The sequence below is a fragment of the Rhodococcus sp. G-MC3 genome (assembly GCF_030063335.1).
Lineage (GTDB): Bacteria > Actinomycetota > Actinomycetes > Mycobacteriales > Mycobacteriaceae > Rhodococcoides.
Map to the genome: position 1 here is coordinate 1 of NZ_JASISW010000040.1, position 18,034 is coordinate 18,034.

At 62.7% G+C, this 18,034-nt stretch carries 13 protein-coding genes and 1 rRNA gene; 7 read left to right on the forward strand and 7 right to left on the reverse strand.

Features of this window, described 5'->3' with window-relative positions; all coding sequences use genetic code 11:
- Positions 1-194: 194 nt before the first annotated feature.
- Positions 195-2,243 (forward strand): ATP-dependent DNA helicase, encoded by a 2,049-nt coding sequence (locus QMK17_RS25200; protein ID WP_283512030.1) that lies wholly within the window; start codon positions 195-197, stop codon positions 2,241-2,243.
- On the opposite strand, the gene glgP is transcribed toward QMK17_RS25200, so the two are convergent.
- Complete coding sequence (gene glgP / locus QMK17_RS25205; RefSeq protein WP_283512031.1) at positions 2,240-4,822, reverse strand: alpha-glucan family phosphorylase; 2,583 nt, start codon at positions 4,820-4,822, stop codon at positions 2,240-2,242. The two genes, QMK17_RS25200 and glgP, sit on opposite strands and share 4 nt — an antisense overlap.
- Positions 4,823-5,029: 207 nt before the next feature.
- On the opposite strand from glgP, the gene QMK17_RS25210 reads away from it, so the two are divergent.
- The 3 genes from QMK17_RS25210 to QMK17_RS25220 are packed head-to-tail and all read left to right on the forward strand — an operon-like array spanning position 5,030 to position 10,724.
- A complete protein-coding gene (locus QMK17_RS25210; protein ID WP_283512032.1) occupies positions 5,030-7,039 on the forward strand; it encodes an alpha-1,4-glucan--maltose-1-phosphate maltosyltransferase in 2,010 nt (669 codons plus the stop codon).
- A 13-nt stretch (positions 7,040-7,052) separates the two neighbouring features.
- Positions 7,053-9,257 carry a 1,4-alpha-glucan branching protein GlgB gene (gene glgB / locus QMK17_RS25215; protein ID WP_283512033.1) on the forward strand — a complete coding sequence of 735 codons (2,205 nt, stop codon included), beginning with the start codon at positions 7,053-7,055 and terminating at the stop codon, positions 9,255-9,257.
- Complete coding sequence (locus QMK17_RS25220) at positions 9,258-10,724, forward strand: metallopeptidase (RefSeq protein ID WP_283512034.1); 1,467 nt, start codon at positions 9,258-9,260, stop codon at positions 10,722-10,724.
- Here QMK17_RS25220 and QMK17_RS25225 read toward each other — a convergent pair whose 3' ends face one another.
- The 3 genes from QMK17_RS25225 to QMK17_RS25235 form a co-directional block, all read right to left on the reverse strand.
- A complete protein-coding gene (locus tag QMK17_RS25225) occupies positions 10,725-11,666 on the reverse strand; it encodes a tetratricopeptide repeat protein (RefSeq protein ID WP_283512035.1) in 942 nt (313 codons plus the stop codon). It abuts the gene before it with no gap.
- Between the two features lie 49 nt (positions 11,667-11,715).
- Positions 11,716-12,090 carry a DUF3817 domain-containing protein gene (locus QMK17_RS25230; RefSeq protein WP_283512042.1) on the reverse strand — a complete coding sequence of 125 codons (375 nt, stop codon included), beginning with the start codon at positions 12,088-12,090 and terminating at the stop codon, positions 11,716-11,718.
- 88 nt (positions 12,091-12,178) lie between these two features.
- Positions 12,179-13,369: an acetyl-CoA C-acetyltransferase gene (locus tag QMK17_RS25235; RefSeq protein WP_283512036.1), complete on the reverse strand. Its 1,191-nt coding sequence runs from the start codon at positions 13,367-13,369 to the stop codon at positions 12,179-12,181.
- Between the two features lie 158 nt (positions 13,370-13,527).
- Here QMK17_RS25235 and mce point away from each other — a divergent pair, with 158 nt between their 5' ends.
- A complete protein-coding gene (mce, locus tag QMK17_RS25240) occupies positions 13,528-14,007 on the forward strand; it encodes a methylmalonyl-CoA epimerase (protein ID WP_283512037.1) in 480 nt (159 codons plus the stop codon).
- Between the two features lie 45 nt (positions 14,008-14,052).
- A complete protein-coding gene (locus tag QMK17_RS25245; RefSeq protein ID WP_283512038.1) occupies positions 14,053-14,991 on the forward strand; it encodes a hypothetical protein in 939 nt (312 codons plus the stop codon).
- Between the two features lie 24 nt (positions 14,992-15,015).
- Here QMK17_RS25245 and QMK17_RS25250 read toward each other — a convergent pair whose 3' ends face one another.
- The gene (locus QMK17_RS25250) at positions 15,016-15,342 is read right to left on the reverse strand and encodes an ATP/GTP-binding protein (protein WP_283512039.1); all 327 of its coding nucleotides are present in this window, start codon (positions 15,340-15,342) and stop codon (positions 15,016-15,018) included.
- Between the two features lie 22 nt (positions 15,343-15,364).
- Positions 15,365-16,036 (reverse strand): endonuclease NucS, encoded by a 672-nt coding sequence (gene nucS, locus QMK17_RS25255; protein WP_283512040.1) that lies wholly within the window; start codon positions 16,034-16,036, stop codon positions 15,365-15,367.
- Positions 16,037-16,078: 42 nt separating this feature from the next.
- On the opposite strand from nucS, the gene QMK17_RS25260 reads away from it, so the two are divergent.
- Positions 16,079-17,632, forward strand: a complete 1,554-nt coding sequence (locus tag QMK17_RS25260) for an adenylate/guanylate cyclase domain-containing protein (protein WP_283512041.1) — start codon at positions 16,079-16,081, stop codon at positions 17,630-17,632.
- 283 nt (positions 17,633-17,915) lie between these two features.
- On the opposite strand, the gene rrf is transcribed toward QMK17_RS25260, so the two are convergent.
- A 5S ribosomal RNA gene (gene rrf, locus QMK17_RS25265) occupies positions 17,916-18,032 on the reverse strand.
- Positions 18,033-18,034: the final 2 nt, after the last annotated feature.

Below are 18,034 nucleotides of genomic sequence, written 5' to 3' on the forward strand. Positions count from 1 at the left end.
TATCGGGTGGGATCAAAAACCCTTGATCCAGATTCGAAGGTCGGTAATCGCGCGCCACCACACGATTATCTCAAACCCGCACCCACCAGCACTCGAGCGAAACACCCTCAATTAAGCAACAGGCTCCCTGCGGCGTATTTCCGCTCACAAAGGCCGAAGGCCTTCCCCTCGGCGGAAAGCAGTACCCTACTTCGGTGCCGTCATCCGAACTCCCCACCGTGCCCGCCCTGCTGAAGGTCGCGGTGCACTCCCTCGGGGGGAAGGAGCGAAGCAACCAGCTCACGATGGCGTCGGCGGTCGCTCACTCGATCGACTCCGGTCAGCATCTCGCGGTGCAGGCAGGTACCGGCACCGGTAAGTCGCTCGCCTACCTGGTTCCGAGCATCAGACACGCCGTGGAGTCGGGACGCACCGTCGTGGTCTCCACTGCCACGATCGCGCTCCAACGCCAGCTCGTCGACCGAGATCTCCCCCGCCTCGCCGATGCGCTCACCGGTGCACTCGGGCGAAGGCCGAAGTTCGCGATCCTCAAGGGCCGCAACAACTATCTCTGCATGAACAAGATTCACACCGGCGCATCCGAGGAAGCGCCCGATGCCGAACTGTTCGACGCCTTCGCGATCTCGCGACTCGGCCGTGAAGTGGTACGGCTGACTCAATGGTCGTCCGACACCGAGACCGGCGACCGTGACGATGTCGTGCCGGGCGTCAGCGACCAAGCATGGCGCCAAGTCAGCGTCACCGCGCGTGAATGCCTGGGCAAATCTCGTTGCCCGGTCGGCGAGGATTGCTTCGCCGAACGTGCACGAACCGAAGCCTCGCAGGTGGATGTCGTGGTCACCAACCATGCGTTGCTCGCGATCGATGCAATCACCGGAATCCAGATCCTGCCGGAGCACGACGTCGTGGTGATCGACGAGGCCCACGAACTCGTCGATCGGGTGACCGGCGTTGCCACCTCCGAGCTGTCCGCTGCGACGGTCACTGCGGCCGCGCGTCGCTGCGGCAAGCTGATCGAGGAAGAGATCGTCGACGCACTCGACGGTGCCGCGGAGAACTGGGCCGCCGTTCTCGACGACATGCCCCCCGGCCGGTGGGCCTCGATACCGGACGAGGCGGCGCCCGCGCTGGCGTCGATCCGAGATTCGGCGTGGGCCGTGCGCACGGCCATCGGTCCGCAGAAGCCGGGCATGGCCGCATCGGATCCGGAAGCGGCTGCGGCCCGCAACGCCGCGCTCGTCGCGATCGACGAGGTCCACGACAGCGCTGTTCGAGTACTCGAAGCGTTCGACGAACCTGATCCCGCGAAGCGCAAAGATGTTGTCTGGCACGCCGTCGACGATTTCCGCGGCAACGTCAAGCGCACGGTCCGTATAGCTCCGCTTTCCGTGGGTGGTCTGCTTCGTACGCGGTTGTTCGCCGAGTCGACGGTGGTCCTCACGTCGGCGACGCTCACGGTTGGTGGTTCCTTCGACGGCCTCGCCGTGAACTGGGGACTGCCCGCCGAGAATGCAGGCCGTAGCGACACGGCAATGGCATCAGGAGTCGAGCCGCCATCGGATACGGCGTCGTTCCATTGGAACTCACTCGACGTCGGGTCCCCGTTCGATCACGCCAAGGCCGGCATTCTCTATGTTGCCAAGCATCTTCCAGCGCCGGGGCGCGACGGATTGTCGCCGTTGTATCTCGACGAGATCGAATCGCTCGTCTCCGCTGCCGGTGGGCGCACCCTCGGGTTGTTCTCGTCGATGCGCGCAGCGAAAGCAGCCGCCGAAGCCATGCGCGAGCGCCTCGACACTCCTGTCCTGTGCCAGGGCGACGACGCAACGGGTGCGCTGGTGGACAAGTTCGCCGCCGACGAAGCGACGTCGCTGTTCGGCACGCTCTCGCTATGGCAAGGCGTCGACGTGCCTGGCCCATCGCTGAGCCTGGTGATTCTCGACCGGATCCCGTTCCCTCGGCCCGACGACCCACTTCTCGTCGCACGTCAGCAGGCTGTCCAGTCACGCGGTGGAAACGGCTTTCTCGCCGTGGCGGCCAATCACGCGGCGCTTCTTCTCGCCCAGGGCGTCGGCCGACTCCTGCGCAGCGTCGACGACCGCGGAGTCGTTGCCATGCTCGATTCACGTTTGGCGACGGCTCGGTACGGCGGTTACCTCAGGGCCTCGCTTCCACCATTCTGGGAAACTTCCGACCCTGAAGTCGTCCGCAAAGCATTGGCTCGACTGGCAGGTAAAAGCTAAAGCGTAGGCAGTTTGACCAGACCGAGTTCGGCGTCTCCCACGAGAAGCCGGTGGTGCGGTAACACTCGAACCGTGTAGCCCACCGAGCCACTGACCGGCAGTTCGGTATCGGCCTCGAACACCTCGCCGAGAGTATCGGTCCCGGTATGAGTCATCGCGACGGTACGAGAATCGGTGAGATCCTCGTCTTCGGTCACCCGTCCCAGCACTGCTTGGACCACTACGTCCGACGGCGACAATCTGCCGAGGCGAATGTACGCGCGCAAAGTCAGCTTCGCCCCGATCACCGGCGTGTCCGGTAATCCTTCGGCGTCGACCTGTTCCACCTCGACCGACTGCCAGGACTCCTCCACGTGGCGACGGTAGGCCGCAATATCTTTGGCTCCCGAGTGGAAATCAGCATTCACGCTGCGCGCACCCTCGGCGGCAGGTGCGTAGTAGCCGAGGGTGTAGTCACGAACCATTCTGGAAGCCAACACTTTCGGACCGAGATGCTCGAGTGTATGACGCACCATTTCGATCCACCGAGTCGGCACGCCATCGGTGCGATCGTAGAATTTCGGCAGCACCGACTGCTCCAGCAGCTCGTAGAGCGCAGCCGCTTCCAGATCGTCGCGGCGGTTCTCGTCGGTTACACCGTCGGCTGTCGGTATCGCCCAACCGTTCTCGCCGTCGAACATCTCGTCCCACCACCCGTCTCGGATGGACAGATTGAGACCGCCGTTGAGCGCGGACTTCATTCCCGAGGTACCGCAGGCCTCGAGCGGACGCAGGGGGTTGTTCAGCCACACATCGCATCCCCAGTACAGAAACCTGGCCATCGACATGTCGTAATCGGGGAGGAAAACGATTCGATGCCGCACGTCCGCCTGGTCGGCGAAGCGCACTATCTGCTGTATCAGTGCCTTGCCGCCGTCGTCGGCCGGGTGAGACTTTCCGGCGACGACCAACTGCACCGGGCGCTCGGGATCGAGCAGCATACGTTTGAGCCGTTCGGGCTCACGGAGCATCAGCGTCAAACGCTTATAGGTCGGCACGCGTCGCGCGAAGCCGACGGTCAGCACGTTCGGATCGAATACACCTGCAGTCCAACCGATTTCGGCCTGCGTCGAACCTCGCTCCAGTGCGGATCGGCGTACCCGACGGCGTACCTCGTCAACCAGCTTCCCGCGTAGTTCGTTGCGCGTAGCCCACAGCGTTTCCGATGGCACCGTGTGCAGCTGCTCCCAGCCGCGGGCCTCCTCCAGCGCCTGCGGACCGACGACGTCGCGCGCCAGATCCATCCATTCGCGCGCCGCCCATGTGGGGGCGTGGACACCGTTGGTCACCGAGCCGATCGGCACTTCGGAGGTGTCGAATCCGCGCCATAGATCACTGAACATCTCACGCGAGACGATTCCGTGGAGTTTGGACACTCCGTTTGCACGCTGCCCCAGACGTAACCCCATGTGCGCCATGTTGAACACCGACCGGTCACCCTCGGCGCCGAGCGCAAGGATCCGTTCCATCGGAAGACCCGGCAGCAAAGCAGAATCGGGGTTTCCATCGCTACTACCGAAATAATGACGAACCAGATCGGCGGGGAACCTGTCGATTCCGGCCGGTACCGGAGTGTGCGTCGTGAAGACGGTACCGGCACGAACCGACGCGAGAGCCGAATCGAAATCCAGCCCGCCTGCGGTCACCAACTCACGGATTCGTTCGGCACCGAGGAACCCTGCATGGCCCTCGTTCATGTGGAACACTTCTGGATCCGGCAAGTCGGATTCGTGCGTGTATGCCCGTAATGCCCGGACTCCGCCGATTCCGGCGAGAATTTCCTGCTTGATTCGATGATCCTGGTCACCGCCGTACAACCGGTCGGTCACACCGCGCAATTCCGGGTCGTTGTCGGGGATGTCGGAGTCCAACAACAGCAATGGCACCCGGCCGACCTGCGCAATCCATACCCGCGCGCGGAGTACGCGGGAGTCGGGCATCGAGACGTGAACAAGCACGGCAGCACCCGATGAGTCGGTGAGCAGCCGAAGCGGCAGACCCTGTGGATCCAACGATGGGTAGCGCTCGGCCTGCCACCCGTCGGCAGTGAGGGACTGCCGAAAATATCCCGAGCGGTAGAGCAAGCCGACACCGATCAGCGGCAACCCGAGATCGGATGCTGCCTTCAGGTGATCGCCGGCCAGAATCCCCAGACCACCGGAGTAGTTGGGGAGGACTTCACTGACACCGAATTCCATCGAGAAATAGCCGATCCCGGCGGGGAACGACTTTCCGTCCTGCTGCTGCTTCTGGTACCAGAGCGGCCGCTCGAGGTAATCGCGAAGGTCCGCGGCCAGGCCACCGAGCCGTGCAAGAAAGCCTTCGTCGGAGGCCAACTCTTCGAGTCGAGCCGGAGCCACGGCGCCGAGCAATCCGATCGGATCCCGCTCGGTTTCTATCCACAGCAACGGATCGATTTCCTCGAACAATTGCAGGGTGGGCGTGTGCCACGACCAGCGGAGGTTTGTCGACAGCTCGTCGAGGGCACTCAAACGCTCGGGTAAGTGGGCTCGGACAGTGAACCGACGCAAAGCTTTCACTGCACGAACCCTACCCACCCACAGCGCTGGAGCGGACTGACTTGCCGATCTCGTTCGACAAGGGCCCAAACTCGTTCGACGAGGGCACAGCTACCGATACTGCACTACGGTTGTTGGTAGAGCACGCCGACCATCGGTTACCCGACCATCAGTTATACGGCGGTCGCAGCACCTGCGGCCGCGGTCAAGCGAAGAACGGAGTGTGAAGTGACAGGTCGACTCGGTATCGACAATGTCCTTCCTGACACGGCTACCGGAAAGTACCCCGCCAAAGCAGTGGTGGGCGAAGCTTTTCCGGTGTCTGCAGACGTATGGCGGGAGGGCCACGACGCCGTGGCAGCCACGCTTGCCGTCCGAGGGCCCGGGACCCGCACACCTTTGCGGATCACCATGACACCAGGTCTCGAACCCGACACCTTCGACGCACTGTTCACCCCTGACACCCCTGGTTTCTGGATTTGCCGAATCGAAGCATGGAGCGATCCGGTGTCGACGTGGCGACACGCCGTCGAGGCCAAGCTCGGAGTCGGTCAGAGCGCAGCGGAACTTGCCAACGACCTGGAAATCGGCGCGCGATTGTTCGAAAGAGCAGCCACGGGAGTCCCCAAAGAAGAACGTGCGCTGCTGAGCGACGTCGTCGGATCGTTGCGCGATACCGACCGACAGCTGCCCGCACGCGTGTCCTCGGCGTTCGCGCCCGCCGTGACGGAACTGCTGCACGATTACCCCCTACGCGAACTCCTGACCCGTTCCACCGCGATCAACATCTGGGTCGACCGCAGCCGCGCGCTCAACGGAGCCTGGTACGAGTTCTTTCCCCGGTCCACCGGAGGCTGGAACGACGACGGCTCGCCGCGTCACGGCACCTTCGCGACGTCCACACAGCAACTCCCCCGCGTGGCGCGCATGGGATTCGACATCGTCTACCTTCCGCCGATCCACCCGATCGGTGCGGTCAATCGCAAGGGTCCGAACAATTCGCTGACCCCGGAACCCCACGACGTCGGTTCACCGTGGGCCATCGGTTCGAAGGACGGCGGGCACGACGCGATCCATCCGGAACTCGGTACCGAGGCGGACTTCGTGGCCTTCGTCGAGGCCGCCAAGGCACTCGATCTCGAGGTCGCACTGGATCTCGCACTGCAGGCAGCTCCGGATCATCCGTGGGCGGCCGAGCACCCCGAGTGGTTCACCGTTCTCCCGGACGGCACCATCGCCTACGCCGAGAATCCGCCGAAGAAGTACCAGGACATCTACCCCGTCAACTTCGACAACGACCGACGCGGAATCTACGAGGAAGTACTCCGAGTCGTCCGGCACTGGATTTCATTGGGAGTGAAGATCTTCCGGGTCGACAACCCACACACCAAGCCGCCGGACTTCTGGGAGTGGCTGATCGCCGAGGTCAAGAAGTCCGACCCGGATGTTCTCTTCCTCGCCGAGGCGTTCACTCGACCCGCCCGTATGTACGGTCTCGCGATGCGCGGGTTCACCCAGTCGTACACATACTTCACGTGGCGAGTGGCCAAGTGGGAGCTCACCGAATTCGCCGAGGAGCACGCACGACGCGCGGATGACGCACGCCCGAATCTCTTCGTCAATACGCCGGACATCCTGCACGAGAGCCTGCAGCACGGCGGACCGGGAATGTTTGCGTTGCGGGCCGCTCTGGCCGCAACGATGTCGCCCACCTGGGGCGTGTATTCGGGATACGAGTTGTACGAGCATCAGGCGGTTCGGGCCGGCAGCGAGGAGTACCTGGACTCGGAGAAGTACCAGCTCCGTCCGCGGGACTTCGACGGCGCACTGTCACGAGGCGAATCGCTGGAACCGTGGCTCACCACGCTGAACTCCATTCGCCGCGCGCATCCAGCGTTACACCAGCTCCGCAACATCCACTTCCACCATGTGGACAACGACGCGTTGATCGCGTATTCGAAGTTCGATCCGAACAGCGGAGACTCCGTTCTGGTGGTGGTCAACCTCGATCCGTTCGGCGCCGAAGAAGGCACCATCTGGCTCGATATGCCGCAGATCGGGCTCGACTGGCACGACACACTGACCGTTACCGACGAAGTGACCGGGCAGCAGTTCCATTGGGGGCAAGCAAATTTCGTCAAGCTCGAACCATGGAAGGCGGTGGCGCACATCCTGGCGCTCCCAACTGTCCCCTACCCTGCACGACTCGAATTGGCCTACCGCGGCAACCGGAAGTGAGTGGGAAGAAGACGTGAGAGACAAGACGACTACACCTGATATCGCCCCTCCGAACGGCAACGATATCGAGTTGCTGGCTCAGGGAACGCACTACAACCCGCATTCGATCCTGGGTGCGCACCCGGTGACCGGCGGGACGGCGATCCGCGCCCTCAAGCCGAACGCCGAGTCCGTCTCGGCACGCATCGGCGGTGTCGATTACCCGTTGACTCACGTCGCTCACGGAGTGTTCTCCGCTACAGTGCCGTTCGACGACCTGATGGACTATCGACTCGTCGTCACGTGGCCGGGTGGACACACATCGGTCTCGGCCGACGGTTACCGTTTCCTACCGACCCTCGGAGAGCTCGACCTCCATCTGTTCGGCGAAGGCCGCCACGAACGTCTCTGGGACATCCTCGGCGCACACGAGCAGAACTACACGACGCCCGACGGCGACGTCAGCGGCGTCTCGTTCGCCGTCTGGGCGCCTGCTGCATCCGGCGTCACCCTCATCGGGGGGTTCGACGGCTGGGCCGGACAGACCTTCCCGATGCGTGCGCTCGGATCCACCGGCGTATGGGAGCTGTACGTGCCCGACCTCGGGCCGGGAACCATCTACAAGTACCGGGTTCACGGCTCCGACGGAGTGACGCGGGACAAGGCCGACCCCATGGCCTTCGCAACCGAGATCCCGCCTGCCACAGCATCCGTCGTCACCAGTTCGACGTTCGAGTGGAGCGACGACGCATGGCTCGAAGCCCGCGGGGCCGTTGAACCCACCGCCGCTCCGATGAGCGTCTACGAGGTCCATCTGGCGTCGTGGCGGCAGGGACTGAACTATCGCGAACTGGCCGACCAACTCACCGAGTACATACTCGAAACAGGCTTCACACACGTGGAACTGCTTCCGGTCGCTGAGCATCCGTTCGGTGGATCCTGGGGTTACCAGGTCACCTCGTACTATGCACCGACGTCCAGATTCGGCAGTCCCGACGACTTTCGCTTCTTCGTCGACCGACTACACGAGGCAGGCATCGGCATCATCGTCGACTGGGTGCCCGCGCACTTCCCGAAGGACGAGTGGGCACTTGCCCGGTTCGACGGCGAACCACTGTACGAGCACGGCGACCCTCAGCGCGGCGAGCAACTCGACTGGGGCACTTTGGTTTTCGACTTCGGCCGCCGAGAGGTCCGTAACTTCCTCGTCGCAAACGCACTGTTCTGGCTCGACGAATTTCACATCGACGGCCTCCGAGTCGACGCCGTCGCGTCGATGTTGTACCTCGACTACTCGCGTCCGGAAGGTGGGTGGACGCCGAACATTTACGGCGGACGCGAGAACCTGGAGGCAGTTTCCTTCATCCAGGAAATGAACGCGACGGTCCACAAGAAGTTCACCGGTGTCGTCACCGTCGCCGAGGAATCGACGGCATGGCCCGGCGTCACCCGCCCGACCAGCGTCGGTGGCCTCGGCTTCAACATGAAGTGGAACATGGGCTGGATGCACGACACGCTCGGTTTCCTCGGGCGGGATCCCATCCACCGCACGTACCACCACCACGAGATCACGTTCTCGGCCGTCTACGCATGGAGCGAGAATTATCTGCTCCCGATCAGCCATGACGAGGTCGTCCACGGCAAGGGAACGTTGTGGACGCGCATGCCTGGCGACGATCACGCGAAGGCGGCCGGAATGCGCGGCTTACTCGCGTACATGTGGGCACATCCGGGCAAGCAACTGCTGTTCATGGGCCAGGAGTTCGGGCAGACCCGCGAGTGGTCCGAGGAACGCAGTCTCGACTGGCATCAACTCGACGAGAACAACGACGATGGTCTGCACCGTGGAGTGCTGACGCTCGTCAGTGATCTCAACAAGGTCTATCGAGAGCACGGTGCGCTGTGGACTCTCGACTCGTCGCCGAGCGGCTATTCCTGGATCGATGCCAACGACACCGAGAACAACGTGCTCAGCTTTCTTCGCTACGGATCGGACGGTTCGGTCGTGGCGTGCGTCTTCAACTTCTCAGGAGTCGTACGCGGCGACTATCGTGTCGGATTACCGGAACCCGGACGCTGGACCGAGATCCTCAACACGGATGCAACCTCGTACGGCGGCTCAGGAGTCGGCAATCTGGGTGAAGTCACGGCAACGTCGCACTCGTGGCATGGCCGACCTGCGTCAGCGCAGGTCGCGCTTCCTGCCAATGGCGCGATCTGGATAAAACTGGAGCGATAGATGAGTGGCGGTCGTACCCGACGCACACTGTGGATGACCGCCTTACTCTCGATGACCGTCCTGTCGGCGGGCCTGCTGAGTGCGTGCAACCAAACGATCGACGGTCGCGCCGTGTCGATCTACGACAACCCGTTCAACGTCGCGGGCCTGCCGGTCACCGATGGACCGAGCGGGCCCAGGCCCGGTGCACCCAATTCGGCGTTGCGGGTCGAGAACGCCGAGGGCACCGACGCCGATCTCATCGCGACCAACGCCATCGATGACATCCAGCAGTTCTGGAAGCAGACATACCCAGAGTTGTTCAAGACTCAGTTCGCTCCGGTGTCGAAGTTGATCTCCTGGGATGCAGGCGAAGACGAGGGCGAAGGGATTCGGTTCTGCGGTCTTCGAACCGGGGGCGTTCCGAATGCTGCGTACTGCATGCGGGACGACACCATCGGCTGGGACCGAACCATCCTCTTACCTGCACTGATCGATGCGTTCGGGCCGATGTCCGTCGTTATGGTCATCGCACACGAATACGGACACTCCATCCAGCATCAGTCGGGACTGGTCGGTGACGACACCCCGACGATCGTCGCCGAACAACAGGCCGATTGCTTTGCAGGCGCATTCTTCCGGCACATCGCCGAGGGCGACGCAGCGCACTTCACGATCAACACCTCGGACGGCCTCAACGACGTTTTGGCCGCCACGGTGTCGGTTCGCGACGTCGACCCGAACGACCCCGAGTCGGTCCACGGGTCGGCATTCGAACGCGTCACCGCGGTGCAGATCGGGTTCACCGACGGTGCCGAATCGTGCACCAAGATCGACGAGAACGAAATCGACACTCGCCGAGCAGATCTGCCACAGAAGTTCAGCGACGCCGACGACGACGGTGAACTCCCGGTCACCCGAGAAACGCTCGAGTCGTTCGTCCGGTCGTTCGAAAGCCTGTTGAAGATTTCGGATCCGCCGACCGTGACCTACGACGGCACCAACACGAACTGCCCGGAAGACACCGTCACCGAACCGGTGTCCTACTGCGCTTCGACCAACACGATAGGTGTCGATGTCGAAGCGCTCGCAGAACTCGGCACGGCTGAAAGGCCGCACCGCGGAGATATCATCCCGCTCAACGTGTCCGGTGACTACAGTGCCTACGTGCTCTTCGCCTCTCGCTACACACTCGCCGTGCAGAAGGAAGCAGGCCAACCCCTGAACAATCCGCAGACAGCACTGCGGTCGGCTTGTCTGTCCGGTGTCATCACTGCGGGGCTGAGTTCGGAGAACCCCGAAGCAACCGAGCTCGAAGTGTGGCTCTCCCCCGGCGATCTTGACGAGGCAGTCTCCGGTCTACTCAGTGACGGCCTCAGTGCAAGCGACATCAACGGCGTCACACTCCCCAGCGGTTTCTCACGCGTCGATGCATTCCGATCGGGAGTTCTAGGCGGCGAGGATACCTGCAACCTCCGATACCGTTAGTCAGTAGAGCGCAGACGCCAGCTTTCGCCTGGATGTCACGACGATCGGATCGGAAGCGTCGAAAAGCTCGAACAGTTCCAGTAGTCGAGTGCGAAGCGCCGTGCGCTCGTCCCCCGCCGTGCGCTTCACGCCTGCAATGAGTCGACCGAAGGCAGCTTCCGGATTCTGCTGCGACAGTTCGACATCCGCTGCCTCGATCTGCGCCGCAATATCGGTCGGCGCTGCATCGGCCTTGGAGACAGCGTCGACGTCGATGCTCTGAACCCTTGCCAGGAACTTCACCTGCCGCAGAGCGGCCTTGGCGTCGGAGTGTGCAGGCTCGGCATCGATGATCGCCTCGTACTCGGCAATTGCCTTGTCGAAATCACCGTCGTCGATAGCGTTTTCCGCTGCGATGAGTCGCGGGTCCTCGGGCTCCGGCTCTTCCTCGGTCGGGGCCGCACCCGGCAGTCCACTGAGCTTTCCCGCCGTTGCTTGTTCGACGGCGTCGAGCCATGTGCGAAGTTGCTCATCGGGCTGTGAGCCCTGGAAATCTGCGAGGGGCTGACCGCCCGCCACCGCGACCACCGTCGGGATTGCTTCGACGCCGAATGCCTGCGCAATCTGCGGGTTGCTGTCGACGTCGATCCGCGCATGGATCCACGCGCCGTCGGCTTCCAGCGCCAACTGACCGAGCTGACGTGTGAGCTCGACCGACTGCGGGGAACGTGCCGATCCGAGATCTACGATGACGGGCACCTGAGAAGACCTTTTGAGGACCTCGTCCTCGAACGTGGCTGTTGTCACATCTACGATCAGGGGCACCCCATCGGCGCTGTCGGAGCCGCCTGCGGGCGGAGGCGCCGGGCGATCTTTGAGTCCCGAGAGGTCGATGGCTCCGGCAATGGAGGCCGGAACGGCTGCTGCGGGGCGGGCTGACGAGCGAGAACCGGGTCGAGTCACGCCCACTAGTTTGTCACTAACCCGGTCCTCTCACTACCGGTGAGGTCGATCAGGCGATGCCTGCGTCCTTCCTCACCGCGGTCGGTTGTGTACTCAACTCGGCAAGGTGGCCGTTGCGAGCCGCCCACACCTCGAAGATCACGGTTCCGAAGGGTGGCACGCTGGCAATTGCCGCGACAACGGTGGTCACGACGCTCCACCGGAGCTTCAACGCGGTGATGACTGTCACGATGAGGTAGAGCACGAATACGGCCCCGTGGATCGGACCGAAGATCTTGACGCCGATTTCGTTGCCGTCGGCCGGGAGATACTTGAAGGCCATTCCGATCAACAGTCCGAGCCACGTGAAGGCTTCGAGGACCGCAATGAATCGGAATCGTTTCGCAGTGGTGCTCAGATCGAAGAAGTTCTGCATGTCGACTATTCTGCCCGAGATCTACGACGCATTGTAGTGGCTCTGGTCTCACCTTGCCGGTGCGACCAGAGCCACCTCGCGCGCTGACTCCGACTCGTTATGTCTTGGGCACGCGCACGATCAGCGCGTCGCCTTGCCCGCCGCCGCCGCACAGCGATGCCACACCGATGCCGCCGCCGCGGCGCTGCAGTTCCAGCGCCAGATGCAGTGCAATACGGGCGCCGGACATTCCGAGCGGGTGTCCGATGGCGATCGCGCCGCCGTTGACGTTGACTTTGCTCTCGTCGATTCCCAATTCACGGGTCGAGGTGATGCCGACAGCCGCGAAAGCTTCGTTGATCTCGACGAGGTCGAGGTCCTTCGGGTCGATACCTTCCTTCGCGCAGGCCTTGACGATGGCGCGGGCAGGCTGGGACTGCAGCGAAGAATCCGGGCCGGCGACGACGCCGTGTGCACCGATCTCCGCGATCCAGGACAAGCCGAGGCTCTGCGCCTTCTCCTTGCTCATCACCACAACCGCGGCGGCACCATCGTTGATGGTCGACGCATTGCCTGCGGTGATGGTCCCGGTCTTGCTGAATGCCGGACGCAACTTCGCGAGGGTGTCCGTGGTGGTGTCGGCGCGGATGCCCTCGTCCTGGGAGAAGACGATCGGATCACCTTTACGCTGCGGGATGTTCACCGGCACGACCTCGTCGTCGAACAGCCCGTTCTTCCAGGCCGCGGCGGACTTCTGGTGCGACGCGGCAGCGAACGCGTCCTGCTCCTCACGGGTACAGGCGAGCGCACCTTCGTTGCGGGACTCGGTAAGCCCGCCCATGGCCTGGTCGGTGAAAATGTCGTAGAGGCCGTCGTACGCCAGGTGATCACGCATGGTGACATCGCCGTACTTGTACCCTGCGCGGCTCTTTTCGAGCATGTGAGGCGCCAAGGTCATCGACTCCTGGCCGCCCGCGACGACGACATCGAATTCGCCTGCGCGAATGAGCTGATCTGCCATGGCGATGGCGCTCACACCGGAGAGGCAGACCTTGTTGATCGTCAGGGCGGGCACGTCCATCGGAATTCCGGCGGCAACCGCTGCCTGACGAGCTGGGATCTGACCAGCGCCTGCAGTGAGGACCTGACCCATGATCACGTACTCGACCAGTTCGGGGGCTACCCCACCCTTCTCCAGTGCACCCTTGATCGCGATCCCACCGAGATCGGAACCGGAGAGATCCTTGAGCGATCCGGACAGTCGACCCACCGGGGTACGAGCCCCTGAAACGATGACGGACGTGGTCACGATATTCCTCCAACCCATGAGCTACGGCAGTTAGTCGGCGTTCTGCACATCGCCCCCGCTGAGCGGAGCGACCATCCCGAAATTCGGAGCGGTCGCCCCCATGTGGAGCTGCGAACCCCGGTGAGCGGCGAGGCGAAGCTGACGCTAACGTCGACTCTATGACCTCGACCACGCCGTCCTCCACCGGACTCCCCATTCGGGCAGATCTCGTTACCGCAATCGATCACGCAGGTATCGCGGTTCCCGACCTCGATGTCGCGATTGCCTGGTACACCGACCACCTCGGAATGATCGCCGTTCACGAGGAAGTCAACGAGGGTCAGGGCGTTCGTGAGGCGATGCTGTCTTTCCCCGGCGCACCCGCAGGATCCGCGGCGCTGCAGTTGCTCGCTCCGCTCGACGAGAATTCGACGATCGCCAAGTTCATCGGACGCAACGGGCCAGGACTTCAGCAGCTCGCTTACCGGGTGACCGACATCGACGAGATCTCGGCCGAGCTCCTCGGTCGCGGCGTACGACTGCTCTACGACGCTCCGAGGCGAGGGACCGCAGACTCGCGGATCAACTTCGTCCATCCCAAAGATGCAGGTGGCGTGCTGATCGAACTCGTAGAACCGGCACAGAGTTCAGTACATTGACCTACCGTCTGGCCCTGCAACCTACGCACCGGTAAATTGACCGCCATGGCCAACGAGCAAGAGCGAACCGGTGTGCAACTTCCCTTCACCCTCGTACGTAAGGGATTCGACCGTGGCGAGGTCACAAACTATTTCGAACGGTTCGACGCCGAGCTTCGCCTGACGACGGCCGACCGCGATGCCGCGGCATCGCAGGCCCGCGACCTGGCCAAACAGCTCGATGATGCGCGCGACGAAATCGATGAGCTACGCAAGGACATCGATCGTCTGTCGGTTCCGCCGACCACCGCCGAAGGCATGAGCGACCGAATCTCTCGGATGCTTCGCCTCGCGTCCGACGAAGCGTCGGAAGTTCGTGCGAAGGCGCACTCGGAAGCCGAAGAGATGGTCTCGGTTGCCGAGCAGGAAAGCGCTCGACTTCGTGGTCGCCACGAATCACTTGTGGCCGAACTCGAAGAGCGTCGATCTGCCCTCGAAACCGAGCACGAACAGACCATGGCTCAAGCGCGAACTGAAGCGGCTCGCGTTGTCGAGGCCGCTCAGGCCGAGCGCGACCAGCTCGCCGCCGAGTCCGAGGCCAAGCGAGGCAAGGTCCAGGAAGACTTTGAGATCACGATGGCGGACCGTCGTTCCAAGATCCTCGCCGCGTTGGAGGATCTGGAGGCGTCGAGCAAGGCCGATGCCGCGCATCGCATCGAGGAGGCCACCACCGAAGCCACCCGACGTCTGAAGGCGGCTACCGAACAGTCCGAGCGTCGAATCGCGCATTCGAAGGAGCTCGCCGAAGAGCTACGAGTGCTCCGCAGCCGCGTACTCGCGCAGCTTCTCGGCATCAGGGGGCAGCTGGACTCGGTGCCCGCAATGCTCGCGTCGGTCAATCGCGAGAGCGAATTGCTCGACTCACCGGAGGGTGCCAGCACCATGCTCAAGGACGACGATGCCGACGCATCCGAGGACAAGGAAAAGGCCGACGCGTCGTCCTGACGGGTTGACGAACCGGGCGTTGGTCTAGGACCAGCGCCTGGTGAGACCACGGGTCGACCGTCCAGACCAGCAACCAGTGTGCCAGTGACGACGGTTTTCCGGCCCTCCGAGCTCGTCAGCAGGCCACGCCACGACGTGAGACACCCCTGGCCGAATTTCGTGATCGCACCCTGGGCAGCGATACGACTTGGTCGCGCGGTTTCCCGGCACTGTCCGCATCGTGAATTCCTCGTCGGACCAACCCGACGGACCGGATTCGATGCGCGCACCGCCCATCAGAGAATCGGGACGCGAATCCCGCGAACCGGAACTCTTCCGGTTCGCTTTACGGTCATGATTCCTGCGGGGCACTTGTCGAGTGTAAAAGGTTGGGTCAGAACAGTCTGAATTCAGTGCTTTCGGTTCCACGCAGGACGTCGTAGTCCAGAGTGAGGCATCGGATTCCGCGGTCGACTGCCAGCGTCTTGGCCTGTGGCTTGATGATCTGAGCAGCGAACACGCCGCTGACCGGAGCCAACACAGGATCGCGGTTCAACAATTCGAGGTACCGGGTCAGTTGTTCCACGCCGTCGATCTCACCGCGCCGTTTGATCTCGACAGCCACCGTTCCGCCGTCCGCATTGCGGCACAGAAGATCCACCGGACCGATCGCAGTCATGTACTCCCTGCGGACGAGGGTGTACCCGTCACCCAAGGTCTCGACGTGTTCGGCGAGCAGCTCCTGAAGGTGCGACTCGACTCCGTCTTTGATCAACCCCGGGTCGATCCCGAGCTCGTGGCTCGAATCGAGTTCGACCTCGTCGATGGTGATGCGTAACTCTTCGCCTGCTTTGTTGGTGACGATCCACTTGATGGACTCATTTTCGGTGGTTTCGACCATCCAGCACGGTGGACTCATCCAGTTCAACGGTTTGTATGCGCGGTCGTCAGCATGCACGCTCACCGAACCGTCGGACTTCACCAGAAGAAGCCTCCGTGCAGGGGGAAGGTGAGCGGTGAGACGTCCGACATAGTCCACTTGGCAACGAGCAATAACAAGACGCACTCGCTCACCCTAAGCCAAACCGACCGATAGTCTGTGACCACCATGCCGCAACCAGAACGATCCGCCGCGCCTCTCGGATCTCGCCTCCTCGGCGACACAACCGAGTCGCCCGGACGCCGACGAGTTCGAGTCCAAATCCTTCTGACCATCTTCCTTCTCGGCTCGAATCTGATCGGCGCAACCATTGTCGGCACTCTCGTGAGCGTGGTGGTTCCCGGACCCGACGTCCTGACGCCGGCGTCCTATTGGTGGGTCAACTACATTGTCGTGCCGGTGTACGTCGCCTGTGCGTTCCTCGTCGGCGTCATTTGGGGAACCACAAGGGCGGTCCGGACGCTTCGATGGGCCATCGAGGACCGAAAGCCCACTCGCAAGGAACAGGTCAAGACCCTGTCCATGCCGTGGCAACTCACTCGCATTCAAATCGCCCTCTGGACTGTTGGGCTACTTCTGATCACAACCATCGATGGCATCATCGATCCACAGTCCATTCCCAAGGTCGCCTTCACCATCGGTGCGGGCGGAACCGTGGTGTGCGCGTTCAGCTATCTACTCAGTGAATTCGCATTGCGGCCCGCAGCTGCACGAGCCCTCGAAGCAGGTGATCCCCGGCGCATCCGCATTGCAGGTGTCATGGGTCGATCGATTCTGTCGTGGATTCTGGGGACCGGGGTCCCTGTAGCCGGCCTGATGATCATTGCCATCTTCAGCTTCATCCGGCCGTACACTTCGAACTCGACTCAGTTGGCCGTAGCGATTCTGTCGTTGGGCGGCATCACGCTCGTCTTCGGCTTCTTCTTGACGCTTCTCGGTGGGTTCGCCACCACCGCACCGATTCGCAATGTTCGTTCCGGTATGGCCGAGGTAGAGCGCGGAAACATGGACGTTCAGCTCGCTGTTTACGACGGCACCGAGCTCGGTGAACTACAGAGCGGCTTCAACAGAATGGCCGACGGTGTCCGCGAGCGTGAAAAAATTCGCGACCTGTTCGGACGACACGTCGGACACGAGGTCGCCGAAGCGGCACTGAGCAAGAACCCGGAACTCGGCGGCGAGGAACGCGACATTGCCGTGTTCTTCATCGACCTCGTGGGTTCGACCGAACTTGCGGCGTCACGTCCACCATCAGAGGTGGTTGCGCTGCTCAATCGATTCTTCGCCGTCGTCGTCGACGAGGTCGATGAGCATGGTGGCTTCATCAACAAGTTCGAGGGTGACGCAGCGCTCGCCATTTTCGGCGCTCCCGGCGAAATCGACGACCACTGCGGGTCTGCACTCGCGGCAGCCCGAAAGATCAGCAAACGATTGCTCGACGAAGTCCCGGAATGCAGCGCCGCGGTCGGAGTTGCCTCGGGGCGTGCGGTGGCAGGCAACGTCGGAGCAAAGTCCAGGTTCGAGTACACAGTCATCGGAGATCCGGTCAACGAGGCTGCGCGGCTTTCGGATCTGGCCAAGAATGCGGCAGGCGCGATCCTGGCATCGAAGGTCACCGTCAACGGGGCATCTGCAGGCGAAGCCGAACTGTGGGAGTTCGGAGACAGCGTGACGCTTCGCGGTCGTTCCGAAGAAACAGTGCTGGCAAGCCCGTTGGCCTGATCGCACGCTTTGATCTGACCTACATCCCTTTGATGCGTGCGGACGATGGGGCCGTAGATCGCGGGTGGTGCGGCGCGGGGATGTAGGTACGAACAAGATGATCGGGGCGCCCGGCTGATGGCGGCCTGCCGACCGTGTGTCCAGCACCGTGGTGTGCGACTGTCCGCACGCGCAGAGCTGCCGACGGGTAATCGGCAGCCTGGTTCTCGTCCCTGCGGATTGGTCCTGGAATGCAGAAAACCCCTGAACCACAGTGTGGTTCAGGGGTTCCCTGGGAAAATGTGTTCGGCGGTGTCCTACTCTCCCACACCCTGTCGAGTGCAGTACCATCGGCGCTGGAGGGCTTAGCTTCCGGGTTCGGAATGGGACCGGGCGTTTCCCCTCCGCTATGGCCGCCGTAAC